The 23,363-nt window shown below is 72.7% G+C and carries 23 protein-coding genes; 12 read left to right on the plus strand and 11 right to left on the minus strand.

The features are described 5' to 3' along the window. Positions 1-9 precede the first annotated feature (9 nt). Positions 10-1,260 (plus strand): cytochrome P450, encoded by a 1,251-nt coding sequence (locus HZF07_RS01715; protein ID WP_157346505.1) that lies wholly within the window; start codon positions 10-12, stop codon positions 1,258-1,260. Between the two features lie 19 nt (positions 1,261-1,279). After that, positions 1,280-2,536 (plus strand): cytochrome P450, encoded by a 1,257-nt coding sequence (locus HZF07_RS24275; protein ID WP_198346519.1) that lies wholly within the window; start codon positions 1,280-1,282, stop codon positions 2,534-2,536. Positions 2,537-2,540: 4 nt separating this feature from the next. On the opposite strand, the gene HZF07_RS01725 is transcribed toward HZF07_RS24275, so the two are convergent. The 3 genes from HZF07_RS01725 to HZF07_RS01735 all read right to left on the minus strand — a co-directional run bounded on the left by HZF07_RS01725 (position 2,541) and on the right by HZF07_RS01735 (position 4,188). Further along, positions 2,541-3,374 (minus strand): DMT family transporter, encoded by an 834-nt coding sequence (locus tag HZF07_RS01725; protein ID WP_181644641.1) that lies wholly within the window; start codon positions 3,372-3,374, stop codon positions 2,541-2,543. Beyond that, positions 3,371-3,850, minus strand: coding sequence for a DUF456 domain-containing protein (locus HZF07_RS01730; RefSeq protein WP_157346507.1), 480 nt, complete (start codon positions 3,848-3,850; stop codon positions 3,371-3,373). Before HZF07_RS01730 ends, HZF07_RS01725 begins: the two co-directional genes overlap by 4 nt. 104 nt (positions 3,851-3,954) lie before the next feature. Further along, positions 3,955-4,188, minus strand: a complete 234-nt coding sequence (locus HZF07_RS01735) for a DUF7455 domain-containing protein (protein ID WP_181644642.1) — start codon at positions 4,186-4,188, stop codon at positions 3,955-3,957. Positions 4,189-4,698: 510 nt separating this feature from the next. Here HZF07_RS01735 and HZF07_RS01740 point away from each other — a divergent pair. Continuing rightward, positions 4,699-6,687: a DNA gyrase/topoisomerase IV subunit B gene (locus HZF07_RS01740; protein ID WP_232523711.1), complete on the plus strand. Its 1,989-nt coding sequence runs from the start codon at positions 4,699-4,701 to the stop codon at positions 6,685-6,687. Positions 6,688-6,706: 19 nt separating this feature from the next. On the opposite strand, the gene HZF07_RS01745 is transcribed toward HZF07_RS01740, so the two are convergent. The 5 genes from HZF07_RS01745 to HZF07_RS01765 all read right to left on the minus strand — a co-directional run bounded on the left by HZF07_RS01745 (position 6,707) and on the right by HZF07_RS01765 (position 12,460). Continuing rightward, positions 6,707-6,952: a hypothetical protein gene (locus HZF07_RS01745; RefSeq protein ID WP_157346514.1), complete on the minus strand. Its 246-nt coding sequence runs from the start codon at positions 6,950-6,952 to the stop codon at positions 6,707-6,709. Positions 6,953-7,040: 88 nt separating this feature from the next. Continuing rightward, the gene (locus HZF07_RS01750; RefSeq protein ID WP_309504244.1) at positions 7,041-7,532 is read right to left on the minus strand and encodes a beta-class carbonic anhydrase; all 492 of its coding nucleotides are present in this window, start codon (positions 7,530-7,532) and stop codon (positions 7,041-7,043) included. Positions 7,533-7,552: 20 nt separating this feature from the next. Next, entirely contained in the window at positions 7,553-9,283 is a 1,731-nt protein-coding gene (locus HZF07_RS01755; protein WP_157346516.1) for an MFS transporter, read from the minus strand. A gap of 7 nt (positions 9,284-9,290) precedes the next feature. Continuing rightward, the gene (locus tag HZF07_RS01760; protein WP_157346518.1) at positions 9,291-9,986 is read right to left on the minus strand and encodes an LppX_LprAFG lipoprotein; all 696 of its coding nucleotides are present in this window, start codon (positions 9,984-9,986) and stop codon (positions 9,291-9,293) included. Positions 9,987-9,991: 5 nt separating this feature from the next. After that, positions 9,992-12,460, minus strand: coding sequence for a DNA gyrase/topoisomerase IV subunit A (locus HZF07_RS01765; RefSeq protein ID WP_157346520.1), 2,469 nt, complete (start codon positions 12,458-12,460; stop codon positions 9,992-9,994). Between the two features lie 78 nt (positions 12,461-12,538). On the opposite strand from HZF07_RS01765, the gene HZF07_RS01770 reads away from it, so the two are divergent. From HZF07_RS01770 to arr, 4 genes are read left to right on the plus strand one after another with little or no spacing between them, the layout of a single operon-like run. Continuing rightward, the gene (locus HZF07_RS01770) at positions 12,539-15,226 is read left to right on the plus strand and encodes a bifunctional acetate--CoA ligase family protein/GNAT family N-acetyltransferase (protein ID WP_309504246.1); all 2,688 of its coding nucleotides are present in this window, start codon (positions 12,539-12,541) and stop codon (positions 15,224-15,226) included. A gap of 26 nt (positions 15,227-15,252) precedes the next feature. Beyond that, positions 15,253-15,843 (plus strand): DUF5998 family protein, encoded by a 591-nt coding sequence (locus HZF07_RS01775; RefSeq protein ID WP_157346522.1) that lies wholly within the window; start codon positions 15,253-15,255, stop codon positions 15,841-15,843. Between the two features lie 7 nt (positions 15,844-15,850). Beyond that, complete coding sequence (locus tag HZF07_RS01780) at positions 15,851-16,984, plus strand: alkaline phosphatase family protein (RefSeq protein WP_181644643.1); 1,134 nt, start codon at positions 15,851-15,853, stop codon at positions 16,982-16,984. A 27-nt stretch (positions 16,985-17,011) separates the two neighbouring features. Further along, entirely contained in the window at positions 17,012-17,422 is a 411-nt protein-coding gene (arr, locus tag HZF07_RS01785) for an NAD(+)--rifampin ADP-ribosyltransferase (protein WP_181644644.1), read from the plus strand. Here arr and HZF07_RS01790 read toward each other — a convergent pair. Next, positions 17,415-17,783, minus strand: coding sequence for a YciI family protein (locus tag HZF07_RS01790; RefSeq protein ID WP_157346524.1), 369 nt, complete (start codon positions 17,781-17,783; stop codon positions 17,415-17,417). The two genes, arr and HZF07_RS01790, sit on opposite strands and share 8 nt — an antisense overlap. A gap of 99 nt (positions 17,784-17,882) precedes the next feature. On the opposite strand from HZF07_RS01790, the gene HZF07_RS01795 reads away from it, so the two are divergent. Both HZF07_RS01795 and HZF07_RS01800 read left to right on the plus strand, forming a co-directional pair. Continuing rightward, complete coding sequence (locus tag HZF07_RS01795) at positions 17,883-18,323, plus strand: hypothetical protein (RefSeq protein ID WP_181644645.1); 441 nt, start codon at positions 17,883-17,885, stop codon at positions 18,321-18,323. A gap of 100 nt (positions 18,324-18,423) precedes the next feature. Then, positions 18,424-19,116, plus strand: a complete 693-nt coding sequence (locus HZF07_RS01800; protein WP_157346528.1) for a DUF3060 domain-containing protein — start codon at positions 18,424-18,426, stop codon at positions 19,114-19,116. Positions 19,117-19,135: 19 nt separating this feature from the next. Here the strand turns inward: HZF07_RS01800 and HZF07_RS01805 are convergent, their stop codons facing one another. Continuing rightward, a complete protein-coding gene (locus HZF07_RS01805) occupies positions 19,136-19,789 on the minus strand; it encodes a thymidine kinase (RefSeq protein WP_181644646.1) in 654 nt (217 codons plus the stop codon). A 37-nt stretch (positions 19,790-19,826) separates the two neighbouring features. Here HZF07_RS01805 and HZF07_RS01810 point away from each other — a divergent pair, with 37 nt between their 5' ends. Further along, positions 19,827-20,651: a sulfurtransferase gene (locus HZF07_RS01810; protein WP_157346532.1), complete on the plus strand. Its 825-nt coding sequence runs from the start codon at positions 19,827-19,829 to the stop codon at positions 20,649-20,651. Here HZF07_RS01810 and sepH read toward each other — a convergent pair. Continuing rightward, positions 20,648-21,646 carry a septation protein SepH gene (gene sepH, locus HZF07_RS01815; protein ID WP_157346534.1) on the minus strand — a complete coding sequence of 333 codons (999 nt, stop codon included), beginning with the start codon at positions 21,644-21,646 and terminating at the stop codon, positions 20,648-20,650. The genes HZF07_RS01810 and sepH overlap by 4 nt on opposite strands. A gap of 80 nt (positions 21,647-21,726) precedes the next feature. On the opposite strand from sepH, the gene HZF07_RS01820 reads away from it, so the two are divergent. Together HZF07_RS01820 and HZF07_RS01825 are read left to right on the plus strand one after the other, a co-directional pair. After that, positions 21,727-22,359 carry a trimeric intracellular cation channel family protein gene (locus tag HZF07_RS01820; protein WP_181644647.1) on the plus strand — a complete coding sequence of 211 codons (633 nt, stop codon included), beginning with the start codon at positions 21,727-21,729 and terminating at the stop codon, positions 22,357-22,359. 148 nt (positions 22,360-22,507) lie between these two features. Further along, entirely contained in the window at positions 22,508-23,350 is an 843-nt protein-coding gene (locus HZF07_RS01825; protein WP_157346536.1) for a hypothetical protein, read from the plus strand. Positions 23,351-23,363 lie beyond the last annotated feature (13 nt).

Below are 23,363 nucleotides of genomic sequence, written 5' to 3' on the forward strand. Positions count from 1 at the left end.
CGGACGGCGATGGCAGGCCGCACCGACCAGGTGCGTCGGGCGGCCCGCTTCGCGGGGTCGCTGTACGCCGGGCAGGTCCGCGGGCTGGTCGACACGCACCTCCGACGCAACGAGTACGCCCGGCTCCGCAACGCCGGCGCCGACCCCTACCCCGTCTACGAGCGCATCCGGGCGGCCGGCACGTTCGTGCCGACCCCGGGCGGTCAGCTGGCGACCGTCGACCACGCGGTGTGCGACGCGGTGCTGCGCAGCCGCCGGTTCGGGACCGAGCCGGAGGGCGCCGCAAGCGTCGACCCCGCCTTCGACCGCTCGTTCCTGACCCGCAACGACCCCGACCACGCCCGGCTGCGGGCGTTGGTGGCGCCGGTCCTCAGCGCGCAGCGCGTCGTGGACCTCCGGTGCCTGGTCGAGACCACGGTCGACGGCCTGCTCGACGACATCGGCGAGGCGGGCGAGGTCGACCTGGTGTCCAGGCTCGCGGCGCCGGTGCCGATCGCGGTGGTCAACGCCGTGCTCGGCGTCCCTGAGGACGACGGCCGGCTGCTGGAGGGGCACGCCGTGACGGTCGCTGACGCGGCTCCGGGGATCCGGTCGCTGCGCCAGGCGCGGAACGTCATGCTCGCCGCCGCGTCCCTCACCCGGATCTTCGAGCGGCTCCTCGACGAGCGCCGCGGCGACCCACGCGACGACCTGCTGAGCTCGCTGGTCGCCGCCGAGCGGGCGGGGGAGATCCGGAGCGATGAGCTGGTGCCGCTGTGCCGGATGCTGCTGCTCGCCGGCTTCGAGACCTCGGTCAACCTGATCGGCAGCGCGGTCGACCGGCTCCTCGACCATCCCGAGCAGTGGGAGCTGCTGGTGGCCGACCCCGCCCTGGCGGGTGCCGTCGTGCAGGAGACGCTGCGCTTCGAGCCACCGGTGCAGCGGGCCGGACGGGTCTCCTTCGACGACACCGAGATCGCCGGGCACCCGATCGGCGCGGGTCAGCGGGTCACCCTGCTCATCGCCGGGGCCAACCGCGATCCTGCGGTCTTCCGCGACCCGGGCCGGTTCGACATCACGCGCACCGACGGCGCCGAGCACCTCGCGTTCTCGAGCGGCATCCACCACTGCGTGGGCCGCCCCCTGGCCGAGCTCGAGGCGACCATCACGATCGCCCGGCTCGCCGAGCGGGTGCCCGGGCTGCGCCGCGCGGGCGCCGTACGGCACCGGCGGTCGACCCTGGTCCGGGGGCCGCTCGTGCTTCCCGTCGCCACGGGGTGAGAGCGCCTACGCTGGCGCCGTGACGAGCAGGCGGACGGCGCAGTTGCGGCGGGCGGCCGGCTTCGCGCTCGGTCTGTACGCCGAGCAGGGGCGCGGCGCCTACCACGCCTACGTGCGACGGCACCCGTTCACGCGGCTGCGGTTCGCGCCCGGCCGGGAGGACCCCTACCCGATCTACGAGCAGATCCGGTCGCGGGGTCCCTTCATCGAGACCCCGATGGGCAACCTCGCGACCGTCGACCACGCCGTCTGCAAGGACGTCCTGCGCAGCCGCCGGTGGGGCGTCCAGCCCGAGGGGCAGGGGCCGCCCGAGGACTTCGACCTCTCCTTCCTCGACCGCAACCCGCCCGATCACACCCGGCTCCGCCGCCTGGTCGCGCCGGCCTTCAGCCCCCGGCGCACCGGGGGGCTGCGCGCCGGCGTCGACAAGACCGTCGACGCGCTGCTCGACGACGTGGCGGCGTCGGGCGAGTTCGACCTCGTGGCCGGGCTCGCCGCCCCGCTGCCGATCGCGGTGATCAGCGACCTGCTCGGCGTGCCCGACGCCGACACCGCTGCGTTCAGCCGCTACGGCGCCGCGATCGGCAGCGCGCTCGCCGGGATCCGCTCGCTGCGGCACGCGCGCGAGGTGATGGCGGCCAACCGGGCCCTGGAGCAGTTGTTCCTCGACCTGTTCGAGCGTCGTCGCGCCGAGCCGGCCGACGACCTGCTCACCGAGATCGTCGCCGCCGAGGCGGCCGGCGAGGTCGCCTCCGCGGAGATGGTGCCGCTGTGCGGTCTGCTCCTCATCGCGGGGTTCGAGACCACCGTCAACCTCGTCGGCAACGCGGTCAACGCGCTGCTCGACCACCCGGACCAGTGGGCGGCGCTGGTGGCCGACCCGGGGCGGGCGGGCGCGGCGGTGCAGGAGACGCTGCGCTTCGACCCACCGGTCCAGCGCACCGCGCGGGTCTCGTTCGACGACACGGAGGTCGCGGGGACCGAGATCACCCGCAACCGGTGGGTCAACGTGCTGCTCGGGGGCGCCAACCGCGACCCCGCGGTGTTCGCGGACCCCGACGTCTTCGACATCGGACGCACCGACGGCGTCGAGCACCTCGCGTTCTCCAGCGGCATCCACCACTGCGTGGGGCGTCCGCTCGCCGAGTTGGAGGCGACGGTCGCCCTGGTCCGGCTCGCCGAGCGGTTCCCGCGACTGCGCCGCGCCGGCGCCGTACGCCGTCGCAACGCGACGCTGATCCGCGGCCCGCTGGTGCTGCCGGTGGCCGCCGGCTGACGGGTCAGCCGGTCGCCACGAGCACCACGGCGCCGGCGCACAGCGCCAACCCGTAGGCCTGGGTGCGGTGCACGTGCTCGCGCAGCACCAGCGCCGCCAGCAACACGGTGAAGGCCGGGTAGAGCGAGGTGATGACGGCCGCGACGGTCAGGTAGCCCTGCTGGGTGGCGACCTGGAAGAGGCCGGTGGCGAGCGCACCCAGCGCGCCGCTGATGATGCCCCCGAGGGCATAGCGGTTGCGCGGCACCCAGTCCTGGCGCAGCGTCATCGCGACGGCGACGATGGCGAATCCCGCCACCAGCTGGTTGAGCGCCAGGGGCATGAACCCGGCCTCCTCGGGGATCTGCGCGAGCGCGGCGAAGAGCGTGCCGAACCCGAGGCCGGCGAGCACGCCGTCGGTGAGCCCGGAGCCGGAGCCGACGGCCGGGTCGTCGACGGGCTCGCGCGACACCAGCCAGATCGCCGGCAGCGCGATGAGCACCCCGACCCAGACGAGCGGAGCCGGCCGCTCGCCGGTCGCCAGGCCGACGACCACGGGCACCAGCACCGCGCCGACCCCCGAGACCGGGGCGACCACGCCCATCCGGCCGGAGGCGAGGCCGCGGTAGAGGAACGCCGTGCCGAAGCCGTTCGCCACGCCGGCCACGAACGCCCAGCCGAGGTCGGTGGCGGTGGGGGAGCCGCCCAGGACCAGGGCCACGAGCACCACGAGGACGCTGCCCCCGACCTGCGCCATCAGCGAGACCGCCCACGGCCCGCCGCGCTTGGAGAAGACGCCGCCGTTGAAGTCGCCCAGGCCGTACGACGCTGCGGCGAGCAGCGACAGCAGGACGCTCACCGTGTCACCAGGAGGCCGGCGACCCAGATCACGGTGGCGCCGAGCGCGGCCAGCAGCTCGATGACGATGCTGAGGCCCACCGCGCGCAGGGAGTGGAGGGTCGAGGGCCACGCCTCGCGGGAGCCGAGTCGGCGCAGCTCGGCGAGGTAGACCCCGAGCACGAAGCCGAGGAAGAGGCCGACGACCGGGACGACGAAGAAGCCGACGACGCCGAGGCCGACGCCGGTCCACTGGGTCGACGCGGGGACCCCGGCCATCTCGAGCCGCCGGCCCGGCACGACGTACTTGACGACGGTGCCGACCGCGATGAGGACGGTCGCGGCCGCGAACACCGCCCAGGCGGTCGCGCCGCCCTCGGCGATGGTCCAGACGAGGATGCCCGCGACCACCAGCACCGAGCCCGGCAGGATCGGCACCACGATGCCGACCAGGCCGACCGCCACCAGCAGGGCAGCGAGGAGGGTGGCGAGGGTCATGGGCAGCAATCTGTCACAGCCGGTCGGCGGCCGGCGGGAGGGTCAGGCGGAGATGCAGCGAGGCCCCGGACCAGGTCCGGGGCCTCGCTGGGTGCTTCGGGCGATCAGCGCTCGTCGTCGGCGGCCTTCGTCGGCGTGGCTGCGAGCTTGTGGGTCTCGTCCTGCACGGAGGCGGCGATCTCCTTGAGCTTGTCGCCGTGCTCGCGGGCGTGGTGGGCGCAGAACAGCAGCTCGCCGCCCGACTGGAGCTCGACACGCAGGTAGGCCTGGGCGCCGCAACGGTCGCAACGGTCCGCTGCGCTCAGCGCTGCGGAGTTGGGGGCAACTGCAGTGGTCACATCGGCCTCATTTCTTCTCTGCCTCGGTGTCTGCTTCAACGTAGCGGCCGGGACCAAGATTCCCGGAGCCACGTGGCGCCGACCACGTCATCCAATCACGTTCTGTCTTCCCTCATCGGCAGGTTTCCATGCCGCGGTAGGAGGACTGGTCAGAGAGGGATAGATCACTTTTCTCCCCCCTTCCCACCAGTGTTGCTCGGACGAGCGGCGCCCCGGTGCGGAACGGCGGTCCCGAGGGCCGATCGTGTCCACATCGTGACGTCACCCGCTGGTGCGTCGTCTGGTCGTGCGGTGCTGCGGTCCTGCTCGGGGAAGTGCTGTCCACGGTAGACCGGCCCCGACAGGCGTGCCGCGATGGGTGCGCGGCGTGTCGCAGGTAGATTCGGACCTGACGCACGACCGGATTTCCCGTCACTGGCAGAGCGCAGGAGCCCCACGATCGACAACACGTACAACGCTGCACACCTCCTCGTCCTCGAGGGGCTCGAGGCAGTGCGCAAGCGTCCCGGGATGTACATCGGGTCCACCGACACGCGGGGCCTCATGCACTGCCTGTGGGAGATCATCGACAACGGTGTCGACGAGGCGCTCGCCGGCGCCGCGCACCGGGTGGAGGTGACGCTGCACGCCGACGGATCGGCCGAGATCCACGACGACGGCCGCGGCATCCCGACCGACAAGGAGCCCAAGACCGGGCTGCCCGGCGTCGAGGTGGTCGCGACCAAGCTGCACGCGGGCGGCAAGTTCGGCGGCGGCTCGTACGTCGCGACCGGCGGCCTGCACGGCGTCGGCCTGTCGGTGGTCAACGCGCTCTCCGCGCGGATGGACATCGACGTCCAGCGCTCGCCCGCCGAGCAGGGCCTGTCCTTCCGGCACGGCACGCCGGGCGTCTTCACCGGCGACGGCCCCGACGCGGCGTTCGAGCCGCGGTCCGGCCTGACCCGCAAGGGCGGCCGGGTGGCCAAGGGCAGGAGCGGCACCCGAATCCGCTTCTGGCCGGACCGCCGGATCTTCACCAAGGACGCCGACTTCGTCTACGACGACCTGATCGGCCGAGCCCGGCAGACGTCGTTCATCGTGCCGGGCCTCGAGATCGTGATCCGGGACCTGCGCGGTGAGACTCCGCGCGAGGAGAAGTTCCGCCACGACGGCGGCATCGCCGAGTTCGCCGACTTCCTGGCGCCCGACGAGGCCGTCACCGAGATCGTCCGGCTCCAGGGCTCCGACACGTTCACCGAGACCGTGCCGCTGCTCGACGACAAGGGACACATGACCCCGCAGGACGTCGAGCGCACGCTCGACGTCGACGTCGCCGTCCGCTGGGGCACCGGCTACGAGACCGTGCTGCGCTCCTTCGTCAACGTGATCGCCACGCCCAAGGGCGGCACCCACGTCAGCGGCTTCGAGAACGCGATCACCAAGACCTTCAACGAGTCGATGAAGGCCGCGAAGGTGCTCAAGGTCAACGACGACGACGTCATCAAGGACGACGTGCTCGAGGGCATCACGGCGGTCGTGACCGTGCGCCTGGCCGAGCCGCAGTTCGAGGGGCAGACCAAGGAGATCCTCGGCACCCCCGCCGCGCGCACCGTCGTACGCCGCGTGGTGTCGGCCGAGCTGAAGAAGTTCCTGACCTCCACCAAGCGGGTCGAGAAGGCCCAGGCCAGGCTGGTCATGGAGAAGGTCGCCGCGGCGGCCAAGACCCGGCTCGCCGCCCGCCAGCACAAGGAGACCCAGCGGCGCAAGAACGCCCTGGAGTCCTCCGCGCTGCCGTCCAAGCTCAACGACTGCCGGGCCGCCGACAATGAGCGCACCGAGCTCTTCATCGTCGAGGGTGACTCGGCGATGGGCACGGCGAAGGCGGCGCGCAACTCCGAGTTCCAGGCGCTGCTGCCGATCCGGGGCAAGATCCTCAACGTCCAGAAGGCCTCGGTCGGCGACATGCTGAAGAACACCGAGTGTGCCTCGATCATCCAGGTCGTCGGCGCCGGCTCCGGCCGCACCTTCGACCTCGAGGCGCGGCGCTACGGACGGATCATCTTCATGGCCGACGCCGACTCCGACGGCGCCCACATCCGCTGCCTGCTGGCGACGCTGTTCTTCAAGTACATGCCCGATCTGGTCCGCGACGGCCGGGTCTACACCGCCGTGCCGCCGCTGCACCGCATCGAGATCTCCAACCCCAAGAAGGGGCAGGACAAGTACGTCTACACCTACTCCGACGACGAGCTGCAGCGGAAGCTCGCCGACCTGAAGAAGAAGAACGTGCGCTGGAAGGAGCCCGTGCAGCGCTACAAGGGCCTCGGCGAGATGGACGCCGACCAGCTGGCGGAGACCACGATGGACCCGAGGCACCGCACGCTGCGGCGGCTCACCGTCGACGACGCCGAGTCGGCGGCCGGGGTCTTCGAGCTGCTGATGGGCTCGGACGTCGCGCCGCGCAAGGAGTTCATCGTCCAGGGCGCCTACGAGGTCGACCTCGAGGCGCTGGACGCCTGACCCGGGCTCCTGACCGGGCTCAGGCGCTGGCGCGGTGCTTGTCCTTGAGGTCGCGCAGGACCAGCGTCGAGCTGAAGATGTAGAGCGGCTCACGGTCGCCCCAGGCGGGCACCACGGAGACGAACTCGTAGCTCTGGTTGGTGGTCAGCTCGATCATCGTCGCCTCGACCAGGTGGTGCTCCGGGGGACGGGTGGACGTGCCCCGGTAGGAGCTGTAGCCCGCCGCGACCATGTCCGAGTGCGTCAGGACGTTGTAGTCCGCCATCGCTCCTGATCTCCGCCTTCGTCGTTCGACCGATGTGTCCAGTGACACCATCGGCCGGGTGGGGCGGGACCTGAGGCGCGCGGTCCGACTAGACGTGCTGGGTGAGCAGCCCGGTGTCGACGTCGTAGACGAACCCGCCGACCTCGACGGTGTCGGGGATCAGCGGGTGTGAGGTGACCCGGTGGACGTCGAGGCCGAGCGTCGCGACCTGGTCCTCGATCACATGGAAGCGCTGCCAGGTCGCGTCGACCCCGGCCGAGGCGGCGACCCGCTCGCGCAGGGTCTCCTCGGAGTTGGAGGCGACGGCGCAGCGGGTGTGCGGCACGACCAGCACGCGTCGGACGTTGAGCAGGTGCACGCCGAGGACGATCGCCTCCAGTGCCGCCTCCGTGACGCGGCCGCCGGGGTTGCGGAAGATCTTGGCGTCGCCCGGCTCGAGGCCGATGATCCCGAGCGGGTCGATGCGGGAGTCCATGCAGGTCACGATCGCGACGCCCGCCCTGGCGACTCCGTCGAACCCCCCGTAGGAGAAGTCGGCGGCGAACTCACGGTTGGCGGCGAGAAGGTCGTCGAAGCTCACGATCGGACAGTAGCGCGGCCTCAGCCGGCGGCACGGAGCAGGTCGCCGGTCGAGATCGCCCGGGTCTGCGCGCTGCGGAAGAGCCAGAGCGCCAGCACCCCGGCGACCACCGCACAGACGGCGGCGCCGATGAAGACCGTCTGCTCCTGCGCGATGCCGGCCTCGCGCAACAGCCGGGTGAACGCGGCGCAGCGGCTCTCGCCGTCGCAGACCTCGCGCGCGGTGGGCACGTCGGCCTGCTCGGCGTAGTAGCGACGCAGACCGAGCGTGGTGAGCACCGAGATGCCCACCAGCATGCCGACCATCCGGGAGACCACGACGAACGCCGTCGAGACGCCGTGCACGTCGTCGTCGGTGCTCGCGAGCACCGCGGCGTTGACCGGCGCGAGCGCCAGCCCGAACCCGAAGCCGCCGATGACGAGCGGCAGGGTCGCGACCGGGCTCTCGAGCGACTCCAGCCCCCACGTCGACATCCACCCGAAGCCGACGGCGGCGAGCGCCATGCCGGCAGCGGTGACGACCCCCGCCGGCACCCGGCGGGTGAGGTAGCCGCCGAGCACGGCGCCGGCCGGGAGCGCGACCAGGAAGCGCACCAGCACCAGCGCCGCCGCCAGCTGGTCGCCGGGGTAGACGGTGGTGCGCGCGAAGAGCGGGATGTCGATGAGCGCAGCGATCAGCGCCGCACCGACGAAGAAGCTGACCAGCATCGAGCCCCAGGCCGGCGTCCGCCGCATGGCCCCGGCGGGCAGCAGCGGACGGTCGGTGCGCCGCAGGTGCAGGGCGAAGCCCACGGCGGCCAGCGCGCTGCCGAGGAGGTACCAGACGCCCTGGTCGGAGAAGACCTGCACCTCGGGATCCGCGGTCGCGAACGCCAGGATCACCCCGGCGAGCGCGAGCGCGAGCAGCAGCGCGCCGACGACGTCGGCCTCGCGGACCGTGCGGCCCCAGCCGCGCAGGTCGACGAGCGGGTGGCGGGCGGTCAGGCAGCGCGCGACCAGCAGCACCAGCGCAGCGATGGCGACCAGGCCGAGCGGCGTGAGCCAGCGGCTGTCCCCGAAGACCGGGATGAAGAGCCGGCCCCAGGTCAGGTCCCGCATCAGGCCGCTGGGCTCGATGCAGACGAGGGCGCCGGCGAGCAGCACGACCAGCGCCAGGCCGAGGCCGATCCAGTCGACCCGGAGTGCCCCGCGCTCGGGAGCGAGCCGGCGGATGGCGGCGGCGAGGACGAGGCCGACGACGAGGTTGATGACGAAGATCGCCCGCCAGTCGGTGATCGCCAGCACCAGCGCGCCGAACAGCGGTCCGAGGACGCTGCCGATCTCCTGGACGGCGGACACGACCCCGAGCGGTACGCCGCGCCGCTGCGCGGGGTAGAGGTCCGCGACCAGCGCGAGGGTCGCCGGCACCAGGCCGCCCCCGCCGACCCCCTGGAGGAACCGGCCGCCGACCATCGTCGGCAGGTCGTAGGCGAGCGCGGTCACCAGCGAGCCGAGCGCGAAGACGACGAGCGCGGCGACGAGCACCGGCACCCGGCCGCGCAGGTCCGCGATCCGGCCGATTAGGGGCAGCATCGCGACGTACCCGAGCAGGAAGCCGGACACGATCGGCGCCGCCCGCTGCAGCTGCTCGATCGGGATGCCCGCGCCGGCCATCATGTCGGGCAGCGCCAGCACGACGACGTAGGTGTCCGCGGCGGCGAAGGCCACGGCGATCGACGCCAGGCCGAGGAGCCACCGGGACGACCCGGTCATGTCGCGCTCACGGCGCGGTGATGTCCTTCTCGGTGCCGTAGTCGTCGAAGGTCACCGTGTAGGTCATCGACTCGGAGTCGGGGTAGAAGACCCCGGTGAAGGAGGCGCTGCGCAGCTCGTCGTCGTCGGTGATCGTGTAGGCGACGTCGAAGTCGCCGGACGCGGTCGGGATGACGTTGGTCATCGCCTCACCGCTGACCGTGCCGGTGTACTCGGTGAGGACCTCCTTGTTGTCCTCGCCGCCGCGCACCGAGTCGCCCTCCTCCAGGTCCTCGGTGGCGCTCAGCACCGCGGAGAAGCCCTGGTCGGGGGTGATAAGCTCGGCGGGGTCGGGGGCGCCGTACTCGTTGGGGTCGACGTCCTGGTAGCCCGTTGTGAACGGCAGCTGGGCGTAGACCTTGTCGTCGACGGCGATCACCGGGACCTCGACTGCCTGACCGAGCAGGTTGACCGTGATCGTGCCCTCGAACGCCGGCGCGTGCGTGCCGACGCCCTCCGCCGCCTCGACGCCGGTGACCCCGTCGGGCAGGCCGTCGGTCTTCAGCGAGAGCTGCACGCCGCTCGTCTCGTCCAGCGTGGTCTTGGCCGCCGCGAGGACGTCCTCGGGCGGGGTGTCCGACCCGCCCGAGTCATCGCTGCAGGAGGTCAGCGCGAGGAGCAGGACGGCGCCGGCGAGCGCCGACGGCACGCGGGATCGGGGCACGGAGGTCAGCCTTCCACACCGAGGCGGTGGGCGACCGGCCCCGCGCACGCGGTGATCGGCTGGCTCGCGGGGACGCCGGAGCCGTCGCGGCGACCCTCGGCCGGCGGCAGCTCGACCGGGCTCCCGCTGGCCGCGGCGGCACGGGCGGGGGCGGTGCCGACCCAGGCGAAGAGCAGTGCGTCCTCGCCCTTGAGGAACCGGTGGCAGCGGACCCCGCCGGTGGCCCGGCCCTTGCCGGGGTACTCCGCGAAGGGCGCGACCTTGACGGCGCCCGCCTCGGTGCCCGGGAGCGCGGTCGAGGAGCCCGAGACGGTGACGACGACCGAGGTGTCGGGGGAGTCGACCGCCCCGAACCACACGACCCGCTCGCCGGGGGTCACCCGGACGCCGGCGATGCCACCGCCCGAGCGGCCCTGCGGACGGACGGCATCGGCCCCGAAGTGCAGGAGCTGGGCGTCCGAGGTGACGAAGCAGAGCAGCTCGCGCCCGGTCGTCAGCTCGACCGCGCCGACGACCTCGTCGCCGTCGGCGAGGCGGATGACCTCCCAGTCGTCCTTGCCGAGCACCTCGGGGTTGACCCGCTTCACCACACCGTCGCGGGTGCCGAGCGCCAGGCCCGGGCCCTCGGTGGTCAGCGTGCAGAGCGCGAGCGCGCGCTCGTCGGGGTCGAGGTCGACCACGAGCGAGAGCGGCAGGCCGCCCTGGAGGTTCGGGTCGTTGGCCGACGGCGGGATCGCGGGCAGCTCCAGCACGCTGAGGCGCACGACGCGGCCGCGCGAGGTCAGCACCCCGACCTCGCCGCGGGCGGTGGTGCGGACCGCCGAGACGATCACGTCGTGGTTGGCGCGCCCCTCGCCGGAGCCGGGCAGCTCGTCGGTGGTGGACCGGGCCAGCAGGCCGCTGCCGGAGAGGAACGCGAAGCACGGGTCGTCGGCGACCTCGAGCGGCGCGGCGGCCGCGCTGACCGTCGTACCGGCCGACTCGAGCAGGATCGTGCGGCGGGGGGTGCCGAAGGTCTTGGCGACCTCGCCGAGCTCGTCGGAGACGACCTTGCGGAGCAGTTTGTCGTCGCCGAGGATCGCGTCGAGCTCCTCGATCGTCTGCTGCAGCTCGGACTGCTCCTTCTCCAGCTCCAGCCGGGAGAACTTCGTCAGCCGGCGCAGCGCCATGTCGAGGATGTACTCGGCCTGGGCCTCGGAGAGGTCGAAGATGTCGATCAGGCGCTCCTTGGCGGCCGCGGAGTTGTCGCTCGAGCGGATCACCTGGATCACCTCGTCGATGTCGAGGATCGCGATCAGCAGGCCCTCGACGAGGTGGAGCCGGTCGGCTGCCTTGCCGCGGCGGAAGGTGGAGCGGCGGCGTACGACGTCGAAGCGGTGGTCGAGGAAGACCGTGAGCATCTCCTTGAGCGAGAGCGCGCGCGGCTGGCCGTCGACGAGGGCGACCGCGTTGATGCCGAAGGAGTCCTCCATCGGCGTGAGCTTGTAGAGCTGCTCGAGCAGGGCTTCGGGCACGAACCCGTTCTTGACCTCGATGACCAGGCGCAGCCCGTGGTCGCGGTCGGTGAGGTCCTTGATGTCGGAGATGCCCTGGAGCTTCTTGCTCAGCACGAGGGCCTTGATCCGCTCGGTGACCTTCTCGGTGCCGACGCCGTAGGGGAGCTCGGTGACGACGATGCCCTTGCGGCGGGCGTTGATGCTCTCCACCCGCGCGGTCGCGCGCATCCGGAACGTGCCGCGGCCGGTCTCGTAGGCGTCCCGGATGCCGTCGAGGCCGATGATCTGGCCGCCGGTCGGGAGGTCCGGGCCGGGGACGAACCGCATCAGGTCGTCGGTGGTGGCGTGGGGAGAGCCGATGAGGTGCTTGAGCGCCTGCACGACCTCGACGAGGTTGTGCGGGGCGCAGTTGGTGGCCATGCCGACCGCGATGCCCGTGGTGCCGTTGACGACCAGGTTGGGGATCGCGGCGGGCAGCACCGCTGGCTCGGTCTCGCGGCTGTCGTAGTTGGGCTTGAAGTCGACGGTGTCCTCGTCGATGGACGCCGTCATCGCGACGGCCGGCGGCGCCATCCGGCACTCGGTGTAGCGCATGGCGGCGGGGGAGTCGTCGGGCGAGCCGAAGTTGCCGTGGCCGTCGACCATCGGCAGCCGCATCGACCACGGCTGCGCGAGCCGGACCAGCGCGTCGTAGATCGCGCCGTCGCCGTGCGGGTGCAGCCGACCCATGACCTCGCCGACGACGCGGGCGCTCTTGACGTGGCCGCGGTCGGGGCGCAGGCCCATGTCGTTCATCGTGTAGAGGATCCGGCGCTGCACCGGCTTGAGGCCGTCGCGCGCGTCAGGCAGCGCCCGGGAGTAGATGACCGAGTAGGCGTACTCGAGGAACGACGACTCCATCTCCTGCTTGATGTCGGTGTCGAGGATGTGCTCCTCGAAGTCGTCGGGGAGGTCCTGCTTCGTTGCACGCCGTGCCATGCCGCTGATTCTCGCAATGTCGTCCAGGCGTTGCCGCAGGGGCACGCCGGAGATGCCCCCGCCCGGTAGATTTCACGCGTGACCGCATCGACCGCTCCCGCCCACTGGGAGGCCGACGTCCTGCTCCGGGACGGCCGCGCGGCCCACATCCGGCCGATCCGCGCGGAGGACCGCGACGTCTTCCTCGAGTTCTACGACCGGGTCTCCGACCAGTCGAAGTACTACCGCTTCTTCTCGCCCATGCCGCGGCTGTCCGAGCGCGACATCGAGCGGTTCATCAACGTCGACAACGTCGACCGGGTGGCGTTCGTGCTCACCCTCCAGGGACAGATCATCGCGGTCGGCCGCTACGACGTGATCAAGCCGGGCGAGGCCGAGGTCGCGTTCCTGGTCGAGGACCAGCACCAGGGTCGCGGCATCGGGCAGCTGCTGCTCGAGCACCTGGCGCAGGCCGGCCGGGAGCGCGGCGTCGAGCGGTTCGTGGCCGAGGTGCTGCCCGACAACGCCCGGATGATCCAGACCTTTCGCGACGCGGGCTACCGCGTCGCGAGCGAGTACGACGAGGGCGTGCTGCAGCTCGAGTTCTCGATCGAGCCGACGGAGACCGCGATCGGGCTGATGTCCAAGCGCGAGCACCGGGCCGAGGCGGCCTCGATCGAGCGGTTCTTCAACCCCCGGTCGGTCGCGGTCATCGGCGCCAGCCGCCGCCAGGAGACGATCGGCCAGGCGCTGGTGCGCAACCTGATCACCGGCGACTTCGCCGGCCGGGTCTACGCCGTCAACCCGACGTCGAGCGCCGTGTCGGGGCTCCCGACGTACAAGTCGGTCACCGACATCCCCGACGACGTCGACGTCGCGATCGTCGCGGTGCCGGCGGAGTCCGTGCAGGAGGTCGTGCTCGACTGCGCCGCCAAGGGCGTGCACGGACTCGTCGTCGTCTCGGCCGGCTTCGCCGAGACCGGCGAGGAGGGCCGGGTGCGGCAGCGCAAGCTGGTCGGGCTCTCCCGCTCCTACGGGCTGCGGCTGATCGGCCCCAACTGCCTGGGCATCATCAACACCGACGCGAAGGTCTCGCTCAACGCCTCGCTGTCGCCGCTGATGCCGCCGCGCGGCCGGGCCGGGTTCTTCTGCCAGTCCGGTGCCCTCGGCACCGCGATCCTGGAGAAGGTCTACAACCGCGGCCTGGGCCTGTCGACGTTCGTGAGCGCCGGCAACCGCGCCGACGTCTCCGGCAACGACCTGCTGCAGTACTGGGAGGAGGACGACTCGACCGAGGTCGTGCTGCTCTACCTCGAGTCGATCGGCAACCCGCGCAAGTTCTCCCGGATCGCCCGGCGGGTCTCGCTGCGCAAGCCGATCATCGCGGTCCGCTCGGGCCGGACCACGCAGGGCGTGCCGATGGGCCACGCCGTCCGCAAGATCGCCGCGCCCCCGGCGGCCGTCGACGCGATGTTCCGCCAGGCCGGCGTGATCCAGGTCGACACGCTCGAGGAGATGTTCGACGTCGCCCAGCTGGTCGCCCACCAGCCGCTGCCGCGCGGCCGCCGGGTCGCGATCGTCGGCAACTCCGACGCCGTCGGCCTGCTCGCGGCCGACGCCGCCGCTGCCGTGGGCCTGGTGGTCAACAAGTCGACATCCCTCGGCGCCGACGCGAGCGCCGAGGACTTCGAGGACGCGCTCGACGCGGCCATCGACGACCCCGAGGTCGACTCGGTCGTCGCGGTCTACGTGCCCCCGATCAACGTGTCCGGCGAGGACGTCGCCAACGTGCTCGCGGCCGTCGGCGAGCAGTCGGACAAGCCGCTCGTCTCCTCGTTCCTGGGCGTCGAGGGCGTGCCGGAGCTGCTGCGGGTCCCCGACGTCGCGGGCGCGACCGCCGGCCGCGGCTCGGTGCCGTCCTACCCCGGCGTCGAGGCGGCGGTCCGCGCGCTCGCGCGCGTCGTCGAGTACGCCGTGTGGCTGCGCAGCCCGGAGGGCAACGACGTCGACCCGGCCGACGTCGACGAGCTCGGGGCCAAGGCGCTGGTCGCCGAGGTGCTGGCCGCCAACCCGCAGGGGACCGAGCTCGACCCCGACGCGCTGGCCAAGCTGCTGGCGGCGTACCAGATCGAGCTCTGGCCGGTGCGTGAGGTCGCGACGCGCGACGAGGCGGTGGCCGCCGGCGAGGAGCTCGGCTGGGACGTCGTGCTCAAGGCCACGGCCGAGCACCTGCGCGAGCGGCCGGACCAGGCGCACGTGTGGCGCAACATCGACTCCGCGGAGGAGATGGTCGACGCGTGGGACACGCTCGGCAGCGTCATCACCGACTCGGACCGGGCGGGGTTCGTGGTGCAGAAGAACTCCTCGCCCGGCGTACCGGTCGCGATCCGCAGCATCGAGGACCCGCTCTTCGGCCCGGTCGTGTCCTTCGGGATCGCCGGGCCGATGACCGAGCTGCTCGCCGACCGCGCCTACCGGATCCCGCCGCTGAGCGGGCGCGACGCCGCCGCGATGGTGCGCGAGATCAAGTCCTCGCCGATGCTCTTCGGCTACCGGGGCAGCGAGGTCGTCGACGTGGCCGAGGTCGAGCGCCTGATCCAGCGGGTCGCCCAGCTCCAGAACGACCTGCCGCAGCTGAGCGCGCTGGAGCTCTCGCTGGTGCTCGCCGGCGCCGACGGCGCCACGGTGCTGACCGCCGCCGGACGGGTGGACCCGGTCGTGGACCCGCGCTCCGACTGGTTCGTGCGCCGGCTGAGCCGGCCCCTGGGGGACACGCTCCCCTCCTGACCGTGGCTGCGTGACAGACTGCATCCATGCGCAGCACCAGGGCCACCGAAGGCCGCGACCGGGCCGTCGAGCTCCGCGACGCCATCGACCGCACGGGCTACTACCCGGACGTGGTCGCCGACGGTGTCGACGGCGCGGTGGCGGGGGAGGAGATCGTCTCCTTCTTCGTGCACCACGAGCCGACCTTCGACCGCGACGAGGTGCGCCGACACCTGTCCGTCGTGGTGCTGACCCCGAGCCGCCTGATCATCGCGCACACCGACGAGCACGAGGGCGACGACCTGCTGCCCGAGCCGTACACGTCCACCTCGACCGAGGCGATCCGGCTGTCGTCGGTGAAGTCCGTCGTCGTGACCCGGATGATCGCCAACCCGACCTCGGGGCCGCAGCCCGCTGCCGAGGCCCTGGTCACGATCGGGTGGGGTGGCGTCAGCCGCGTCGACCTGGAGCCGGCCGGCTGCTCGGACCCGCAGTGCGACGCCGACCACGGCTACACCGGCGTGCTCGCCTCCGACGACTTCTCCCTGCGCGTCTCGGCCGCTGCCGACGGCACCGACGCCGTCACCCGGCTGCTGGCCTTCGCCGAGTCGCTCTCGGCCCGCACCCACTCCGCGTGAGGTCGCGGTGACCGCGACCGAAGCACCCGGCTTCCACGCGCCCGCGTACGGCGAGCGATCCCTCGGAGACCTGGTCCCGGCGGTCGCGACCGCGCTCGGGCTCACGGTGCCGGACGCGCCGACCAGGCTGCCGCTGCCCGACGCCCCGGCGTACGTCGTCTTCCTCGTCGACGGCCTGGGTGCGCGGCTGCTCGAGCGCTACGCGCACGCCGCGCCGTTCCTGGCCGGGCTGCTCGCCGAGAGCGCGCCGGGCACGGCCGGGGTGCCGTCGACGACCGCGACCAGCCTGACCTCGCTCGGCACCGGACTCGTGCCCGGCGCACACGGGCTGGTCGGGTTCACCTCGCGGGTGCCCGGCACCGACCGGCTGCTCAACGCGCTCCTCTGGGACAAGGACGTCGACCCGCTCGAGTGGCAGCCGCACGACACGGCGTTCTCGCGGCTGCGCGCGCTCGGCGCCAGCGTGACCGTCGTGAACAAGCGCGAGTTCCGCAGCAGCGGGCTCACCGTCGCCGCGCACCGCGGCGCGGAGTACGTCGGCGCCGACCGCGTGGGCGAACGGCTCGCGGCCGTCGTCGCGGCGTCCCGCGAGAACTGCTCGCTGACCTACCTCTACGACGGCGACCTCGACTGGACCGGGCACCGGTACGGCGTCGCCTCGAGCCCCTGGCTCCAGCAGCTGTCGATGGTCGACGCCGAGGCCGAGCAGCTGCGCGAGACGCTGCCTCCGCACGTGCGCCTGGTCGTCGTCGCCGACCACGGCATGATCGACTCCCCGTCCATTGCCCGCGTCGACGTCGACGAGACCCCCGGGCTCCGCGACGGTGTCGCCCTCCTCGGCGGCGAGGCGCGCTTCCGGCACCTCTACTGCCACCGCGGCGCCGTCCCCGACGTGGTGGCCACCTGGCAGTCGGTGCTCGGCGACCGCGCCCTGGTGCTCTCCCGCGACGACGCGATCGGGCGGGGCTGGTTCGGCCCGGTGCTGCCCGCCGTGCTCCCGCGCCTCGGCGACGTGCTCGTCGCCTGCCACGGCGACACGGCGATCCTCTCGACCGTCGACTTCCCCTACGAGGCCACCCTCGTCGGCCTCCACGGCTCCCTCACGCCCGACGAGATGCTGATCCCGGTGCTGGTGAGCTGAGGTCGGCCGGCCGCCTAGGCTGGCGCCGTGAGCGACGTGCTGGACGAGGGGCCGTTCTTCCACGGGACGAAGGCCGACCTCCAGGTGGGGGACCTGCTGACCGCGGGCTTCAACTCGAACTACCGGCCCGAGGTCGTGATGAACCACATCTACTTCACCGCGCTCCAGGACGGTGCGGGCCTCGCCGCCGAGCTCGCGGCCGGCGACGGCGCGCCGCGGGTCTACCTCGTGGAGCCGACGGGGGAGTTCGAGAACGACCCCAACGTGACCGACAAGAAGTTCCCCGGCAACCCCACCCGGTCCTACCGCAGCACGGAGCCGCTCCGGGTGGTCGGCGAGGTGGACGACTGGCCGCGGCTCACCCCCGAGGCGCTCCAGGCGTGGCGCGACCGGCTGGCGGTGCTGCTCCACGAGGAGCGCGGCGAGATCATCAACTGACGCGTTGGTACACGTCGTCCATCGACCTGGGAAACGTCGTTCTCGAGAACGAGAGCGCGCCCGACGGGAACATCCAGGGGAGGGCGACCAGCTCGAAGACCCCTGCCTGGACGGCCGGGTCCTCACCCTTCAGCCGCAAGGCCTCGTCGGGGGAGCAGCGCATCAGGGACACGCCGCGGTAGTGGCGGCGCGGCTCGTCCAGCGAGCCGGCCGGGCCGGCGGCGAGCAGGACACCACGCTCGTGGAGGTCGGCGAGGTGCGCGAGGTGGGCGTTCTGGTAGCGCGTGGCCTCCTCCTCGGTCAGCTCCGGCGGCGCGGCCGGGGTGACCAGGAGGACGACGGTGAGCTGGTCGAACTCCATGGGCCGATCGTACGGAACCCGGAGGTCGCCGGCGGTGTACTACGGAGTGTGAGGCTGAGACCGGTCCTGGTGACCGCCGTGGTGTGCAGCGTCGCCGCCGTGAGCGCGTGCACCGCCGACCGCGACACGCCGGCGGCGAAGCTGGTCGCGCCGGCCGCCACGTCGGCAGCGCCGACCGCCACGTCGGCCGCCTGCGTGCCGGCGCCGATCGAGGGCGGCGTGCTGGAGGGCCGGTCCGACGACGGCACCTCGGTCGCGGCCCTGACGTTCCGCCAGGAGGCCGGTCCCGTGCGCGTCGGGGAGGAGGTCAAGATCGTCGTCCGGATCACGGGGGAGGGCGACCTGGCCGTGACAGCCGTCCGGCCGGACGGAGCGGAGGCGCCGCTCGACTGGGGTCCGGAGCCGCACTCCTCGAGCACGTTCCGGCAGCCCGGCGACGAATGGGGCTTCGGGGTCACCTTCGACGCCCCGGGCTGCTGGACGATCGAGCTGGACCGCTCGGAGGCGGGCGCGGGCCGGCTCGAGCTCGAGGTCGTCTGAGGGGCCCGTCAGCCGAGCGACATCCGGGGCTCGCCGGTCGCCGAAGGCGTACCCTCACCACAGGGCCACCGGGGGCCCACACCAGCGCAAGGGGATGCCGATGACGCGTCCATGCCGGTCGGCCAACCAGGTGCCGGCCCGAGCTGTCCAGTTGACCCTGGCTGCGGTGCTCGTCGTCGGCCTCCTCGGATCTGCTGCCTCGGGCTCCGCCCCGTCCCCCCTCGGGGCGTCCGCCCGCGCCGTCGTGACCTGCTACGAGGGCGAGGTCCTCTACCTGACCGGCTCCGCGGACGTGAGCGTGGGCGTCGCCAACACACGGTGCGGTCGGGTCGTGCTCGCGGGGGACAACGCGACCGTCACGCTGCCGGAGACGACCCAACTCGACGTCACCGGATCCGGGAACACCGTGATCGGCACCGGAGCGGGCCTCGGGGTCATCCATCTCGAGGGTGACGACTCGACCGTGCGCGCGACCAGGATCTCCGGGGTCTACATCACCGGCGACGGCAATCGCGCGACCGCACAGCGCGGGGGGTTCGCCGGGGCACACGGACGGCAGAACGTCTTGCGGTACGGCCGGCTCGAGACGATGGCCCTGCGAGGAGACCGCAACGACGGTCGGGCGGCCACCTGCGGTGCCACCCGGGTGCAGGGCGACAGGAACAAGGTCGTGCACGGACGCCTCAAGGTCCTCCTGCTGTCCGGCAACCGGAACCTCGTGACCGTCGCCGACGGACGGGTGAGGGTCGCGGCCAGCGGCACCGGCAACGTCCTGCGCCTGCGCCGACGGTGACGCGGCGCCATCCCTCGGGTCACCCGAAGGGCAGGGGCTCCGGCGCCAGCGAGACCGCCTTGGCCCGGGCGGCGGTCAGCCGGCGCCGGTGGTGCTGGCGGCAGAGCACCTCGTAGGCCACGTCTGCCGGGGGCTGGTCGGCCTTGTCGACGTCGCCGACGACGATGACCTCGCCCTCGACCACCATGACGCCGTTCTCCGTGCGCGCGTTGTGGGTGGCGCGCTTGCCGCACCAGCACAGCGCCTCGACCTGGAGCACGTTGACCCGGTCGGCGAGCTCGATCAGTCGCGAGCTGCCTTCGAAGAGCTGGGTGCGGAAGTCGGTGAGGATGCCGAACGCGAACACGTCGATCTGGAGCTCGTCGACGACCTTGGCGAGCTGGTCGATCTGGTCGCGCGTGTAGAACTGGGCCTCGTCGCAGATCAGGTAGTCCACGCGGCCGCCCTGCGTGAGGGTCGTGACCACGAACCGCCAGAAGTCGAAGTCCGTGGTGACCTCCAGCGCGTCGTGGGTGAGTCCGAGGCGGCTGGACAGCGTGGCCTCGCCCGCGCGGTCGTGGGTGGTGAACAGCCTGCCGACCCGGCCACGCGCCGCGTGGTTGTGGTTCGTCTGGAGCGCGAGCGTGCTCTTGCCGGAGTCCATCGTGCCGGTGAAGAAGTGCAGTTCAGCCACGGGTCGGAATCCTTTCACGACCCGGCAGGATGGGCGCATGCACACCCCGACCACGTCACCACTGATCTCGGTGGCCGAGCTGCGCAGCGTCCTCGGCGACACCGCCGTCCTCGACGTGCGCTACCGCATGGGCGGTCCGCCCGGACGGCCGGAGTACGACGCCGGGCACGTCCCCGGCGCGGCGTACGTCGACCTCCCCAGTGACCTGGCGGCGCCCCCGGGCGCGGGCGGCCGGCACCCACTCCCGGAGACGGAGCGCTTCGAGGCCGCGATGCGCCGGGCCGGGGTCAGCAACGACCGGCCGGTGGTCGTGTACGACGACTGGACCGGCCTCGCGGCCGGCCGGGCCTGGTGGCTGCTGCGCTACCACGGCCACCCGGACGTCCGGGTGCTCGACGGGGCGTGGCCGGCGTGGCGGGACGGCGGTGGTGAGGTCGAGACCGAGGAGGTCGTGCCGCCGGTGGGCGACTTCACCGCCCGGCCCGGACACATGCCGGTCGTCGAGGCCGACGACGTGCTCGACGTCCCGGTGCTGGTCGACGCGCGGGCGCCGGAGCGCTACCGCGGCGAGACCGAGCCGATCGACCCGGTCGCCGGCCACATCCCCGGCGCGATCAACGTGCCGACCACCACCAACCTCCGCGTCGACGGCCGGTGGCGCGACCCCGGCGCCCTGAAGGCGCTGTACGCCGCGGCGGGCGTCGACGGGACCGAGGAGGTCGTCGTCTACTGCGGGTCGGGGGTCACGGCCGTCCACGACGTGATCGCCCTGGAGCTGGCCGGCATCCGCGCCGCCCTCTACCCGGGCAGCTGGTCGGGGTGGATCACCGACCCGGCGCGGCCGGTCGTGACGAGGAGCTAGCGGTCCGAGCCACCGCTCGGGCCACCGAACATGATCTCGTCCCAGGACGGGACGGAGGCCCGGCCACGCTTCTTGGGCTTGGCGGCCGGCTCGGGCTCGGGCTCGGCGGCCGCCGCGTCGGCGGCCTCCTCGCGGAGCTCCGCCTCCTCGGCGACGACCTGCTCGTCGGTCGGCGGCTCGGGGTCGAGGAACGCCTCGAGCGGCTGCTCGGCCACCACGTCGGAGACCAGGTCGATCGCGTCGTCGCCCAGCGGCAGCTGGTCGGGCTCGACGACCGCGGTGAGCCGGCGCTCCCGGGCGGCCCGCAGGTCGTCGGCGACCGGCGCGGCGGCCGCCTCCGCGATCTCCTCGCCGACCAGCCAGCGGGCGTCGTCGTTGTCGAGCGTGACGTAGTTGCCGGGGGCGTCGAAGGTGAGCCGGGCGGTGCCGGTGCGCGGGCCGGCGGCGTAGTCGGCGGTCAGCGTCCAGCGACCGTCCTCGCGGCGCCACGCGTCCCAGGTGACGGTGTCGGGGTCGACGTTCTCGGCACGCAGTCGCGCTGCGACCGCGTCGCCGAGGGTGCGCACGCCGCCGGAGCCGGCGGCGTCGCTGCGCCGGAGCGAGGAGCGCTGGGCGCGCTCGGCGACGTGCTCGCGCTCGGCCAGCACGGGCGCCGCGAACGGCATGATCTTCTCGACCGACGTCTGCGCCGCCTGGGCCACCGACTCCGCCGTCTCTCCGGCGCGGATCCGGGCCTGGATGTCTCGGGGTCGGAGCATGCTCTCCATCGTCTTCTCCATTCCGCGGCTCTCCCGCGGGGTGGCCGCGGGGCTGGGCCGGACGGCCGCCCGCAGCCGGTCGTCGATCGCCAGCAGGTGCTCGGCGCCCTCCTCGTCGACCAGCCGGAGGTGGGTGCCCTCGTCGTTGACGTCGGTGAGTCGGAGGTGCGCCAGGGCAGGCCGGGACGCCGGCCCGGGGTCGGGCTCGAGCGTCGGGTGCTGGATCGGTGCGGTCATCGGTGCGCCGAGCCTACGACAGCGAGGCACGCGAGGCGGGGACCGTCCCGGCGTGCCTCGCGACGGACTACCGTCCGGACGTGACCACCGACGTCTCCACCACGCAGGTCGTGCTCGACCTGGTGGGCATCTTCGTGTTCTCGATCTCCGGCGCCCTGGTCGCGGTCCGCAAGGGGTACGACGTGTTCGGCGTGCTCGTGCTGGCCGGTATGACGGGCCTCGGCGGCGGGTTCATCCGCGACGTGCTCATCGACGCGACCCCGCCGGCCGCGCTCGAGGACTGGCGCTACCTGATGGCGCCCTTGGCGGCCGGGGTGCTCGCGTTCGTCTTCCACCCGGCGATCGGCCGGATGGAGCGGTCGATCAACGTGCTCGACGCCTTCGGGCTCGGCCTCTTCTGCGTCACGGGGGCGCTCAAGGCGCTCGACTACGGGCTCGGCCTCGTGCCGGCCGCGCTGATGGGGATGGTCACCGGCATCGGCGGCGGGATGCTGCGCGACATCCTGGCCTCGCGGGTCCCGGCCGTCTTCCGCGGCGAGCTCTACGCCATCCCGGCGCTGGCCGGCGCGGGGGTCGTGGTCGCGCTCGCGCACACCGACCTCAGCTACTGGACGGTCGCGCTGCTCGGCGGCGGCCTGTGCACCGGGTGGCGGCTCCTCGCGATCTGGCGGCACTGGCGGGCGCCGGTGCCGACGGGTCCGGCCAGCGTCTAGCCGGTCCGGAACGTGTGGCCGACTTGTTGACGTCATTGGGACGTTCTGTGGCCGAAATGTGGATCTCGTCCTCCTAGCGTGGCGCTCACGCCGCACGGACGCGGCGGGGGCCACAGGCGTGGTCACGAGCTTCAACGGGGGTCCACGGATGGGCATCAAGTCGGGAATCGTCGTGCTGTCGGCCGCGGCGCTGATCGCCGCGGGCGGGATCGGGAGCGCGACCGCCGCCAAGCTGATCTCCGGGCAGCAGATCAAGGACGGCTCGATCACCTCCCGCGACCTCAGCCAGGGCCTCAACCGCAAGCTGCAGCGGGCCAACCACTCGACCGGCGTCAGCCCACAGACGGGTCCCCGAGGCCCCCAGGGCGAGCAGGGCCCCGCGGGCACCGCCGCGTACGTCGGCCCGCACTGGTCGGTGGTCGACCGCAACGTCATCGGCAACGGCGACTCCGGGCTGCGCGCGGGCCCCGTGGTCCCGCCGTACGGCGTCGGCTCGCTCGGCCTGCGCACCGGCTCGGCCACGGACAAGGCGGCCTTCGGCAACGAGCTGGACTTCCGGGGCAGGCCGCTGCCGACCACGGTGGGCTACAGCCTCTACACGACCGGCGAGAACGCCGCGCTCGCCGCGGACAACCTGCCGAACATCAGCCTCGAGATCGACCCCACCGGGCCGAGCACGGCGGGCCTCGACTACGCCTCGCTCGTCTACGACCCGACCGCCGTCACGCCGAACGCGTGGACCGCTCAGGACGCGTCGTCGGCGGCCCGCTGGTGGCTGACCGGCGCTGCCGGCTCCTCCACGGGCTGCACGCTGGCCCACTACTGCACGCTCGGCGAGGTGCGGTCGGCGCTGCCGCAGGCCACCCTGCTGACCGTCACCATCAGCAAGGGCAGGGACCGCGCGTTCTCCGGCGCGGTCGACGGCCTGCGCGTCGACGACCAGCTCTTCGACTTCGAGCCGCTCGGAGTCCTGGCCCGAGCGGCCGACTGACCGACCCGCGAGG

The sequence above is a fragment of the Nocardioides agri genome, from assembly GCF_013778305.1.
GTDB classification, from domain to species: domain Bacteria; phylum Actinomycetota; class Actinomycetes; order Propionibacteriales; family Nocardioidaceae; genus Nocardioides; species Nocardioides agri.

Excerpts from the sequence above, each read along its gene's own strand:
- HZF07_RS01715 (WP_157346505.1), top strand. The coding sequence starts at position 10 with ATGGCAGGCCGCACCGACCAGGTGCGTCGGGCGGCCCGCTTCGCGGGG.
- HZF07_RS01730 (WP_157346507.1), bottom strand. The coding sequence starts at position 3,850 with ATGACCCTCGCCACCCTCCTCGCTGCCCTGCTGGTGGCGGTCGGCCTG.
- HZF07_RS01740 (WP_232523711.1), top strand. The coding sequence starts at position 4,699 with ATGTACATCGGGTCCACCGACACGCGGGGCCTCATGCACTGCCTGTGG.
- HZF07_RS01745 (WP_157346514.1), bottom strand. The coding sequence starts at position 6,952 with ATGGCGGACTACAACGTCCTGACGCACTCGGACATGGTCGCGGCGGGC.
- HZF07_RS01755 (WP_157346516.1), bottom strand. The coding sequence starts at position 9,283 with ATGACCGGGTCGTCCCGGTGGCTCCTCGGCCTGGCGTCGATCGCCGTG.
- HZF07_RS01765 (WP_157346520.1), bottom strand. The coding sequence starts at position 12,460 with ATGGCACGGCGTGCAACGAAGCAGGACCTCCCCGACGACTTCGAGGAG.
- HZF07_RS01775 (WP_157346522.1), top strand. The coding sequence starts at position 15,253 with ATGCGCAGCACCAGGGCCACCGAAGGCCGCGACCGGGCCGTCGAGCTC.
- HZF07_RS01790 (WP_157346524.1), bottom strand. The coding sequence starts at position 17,783 with ATGGAGTTCGACCAGCTCACCGTCGTCCTCCTGGTCACCCCGGCCGCG.
- HZF07_RS01800 (WP_157346528.1), top strand. The coding sequence starts at position 18,424 with ATGACGCGTCCATGCCGGTCGGCCAACCAGGTGCCGGCCCGAGCTGTC.
- HZF07_RS01810 (WP_157346532.1), top strand. The coding sequence starts at position 19,827 with ATGCACACCCCGACCACGTCACCACTGATCTCGGTGGCCGAGCTGCGC.
- sepH (WP_157346534.1), bottom strand. The coding sequence starts at position 21,646 with ATGACCGCACCGATCCAGCACCCGACGCTCGAGCCCGACCCCGGGCCG.
- HZF07_RS01825 (WP_157346536.1), top strand. The coding sequence starts at position 22,508 with ATGGGCATCAAGTCGGGAATCGTCGTGCTGTCGGCCGCGGCGCTGATC.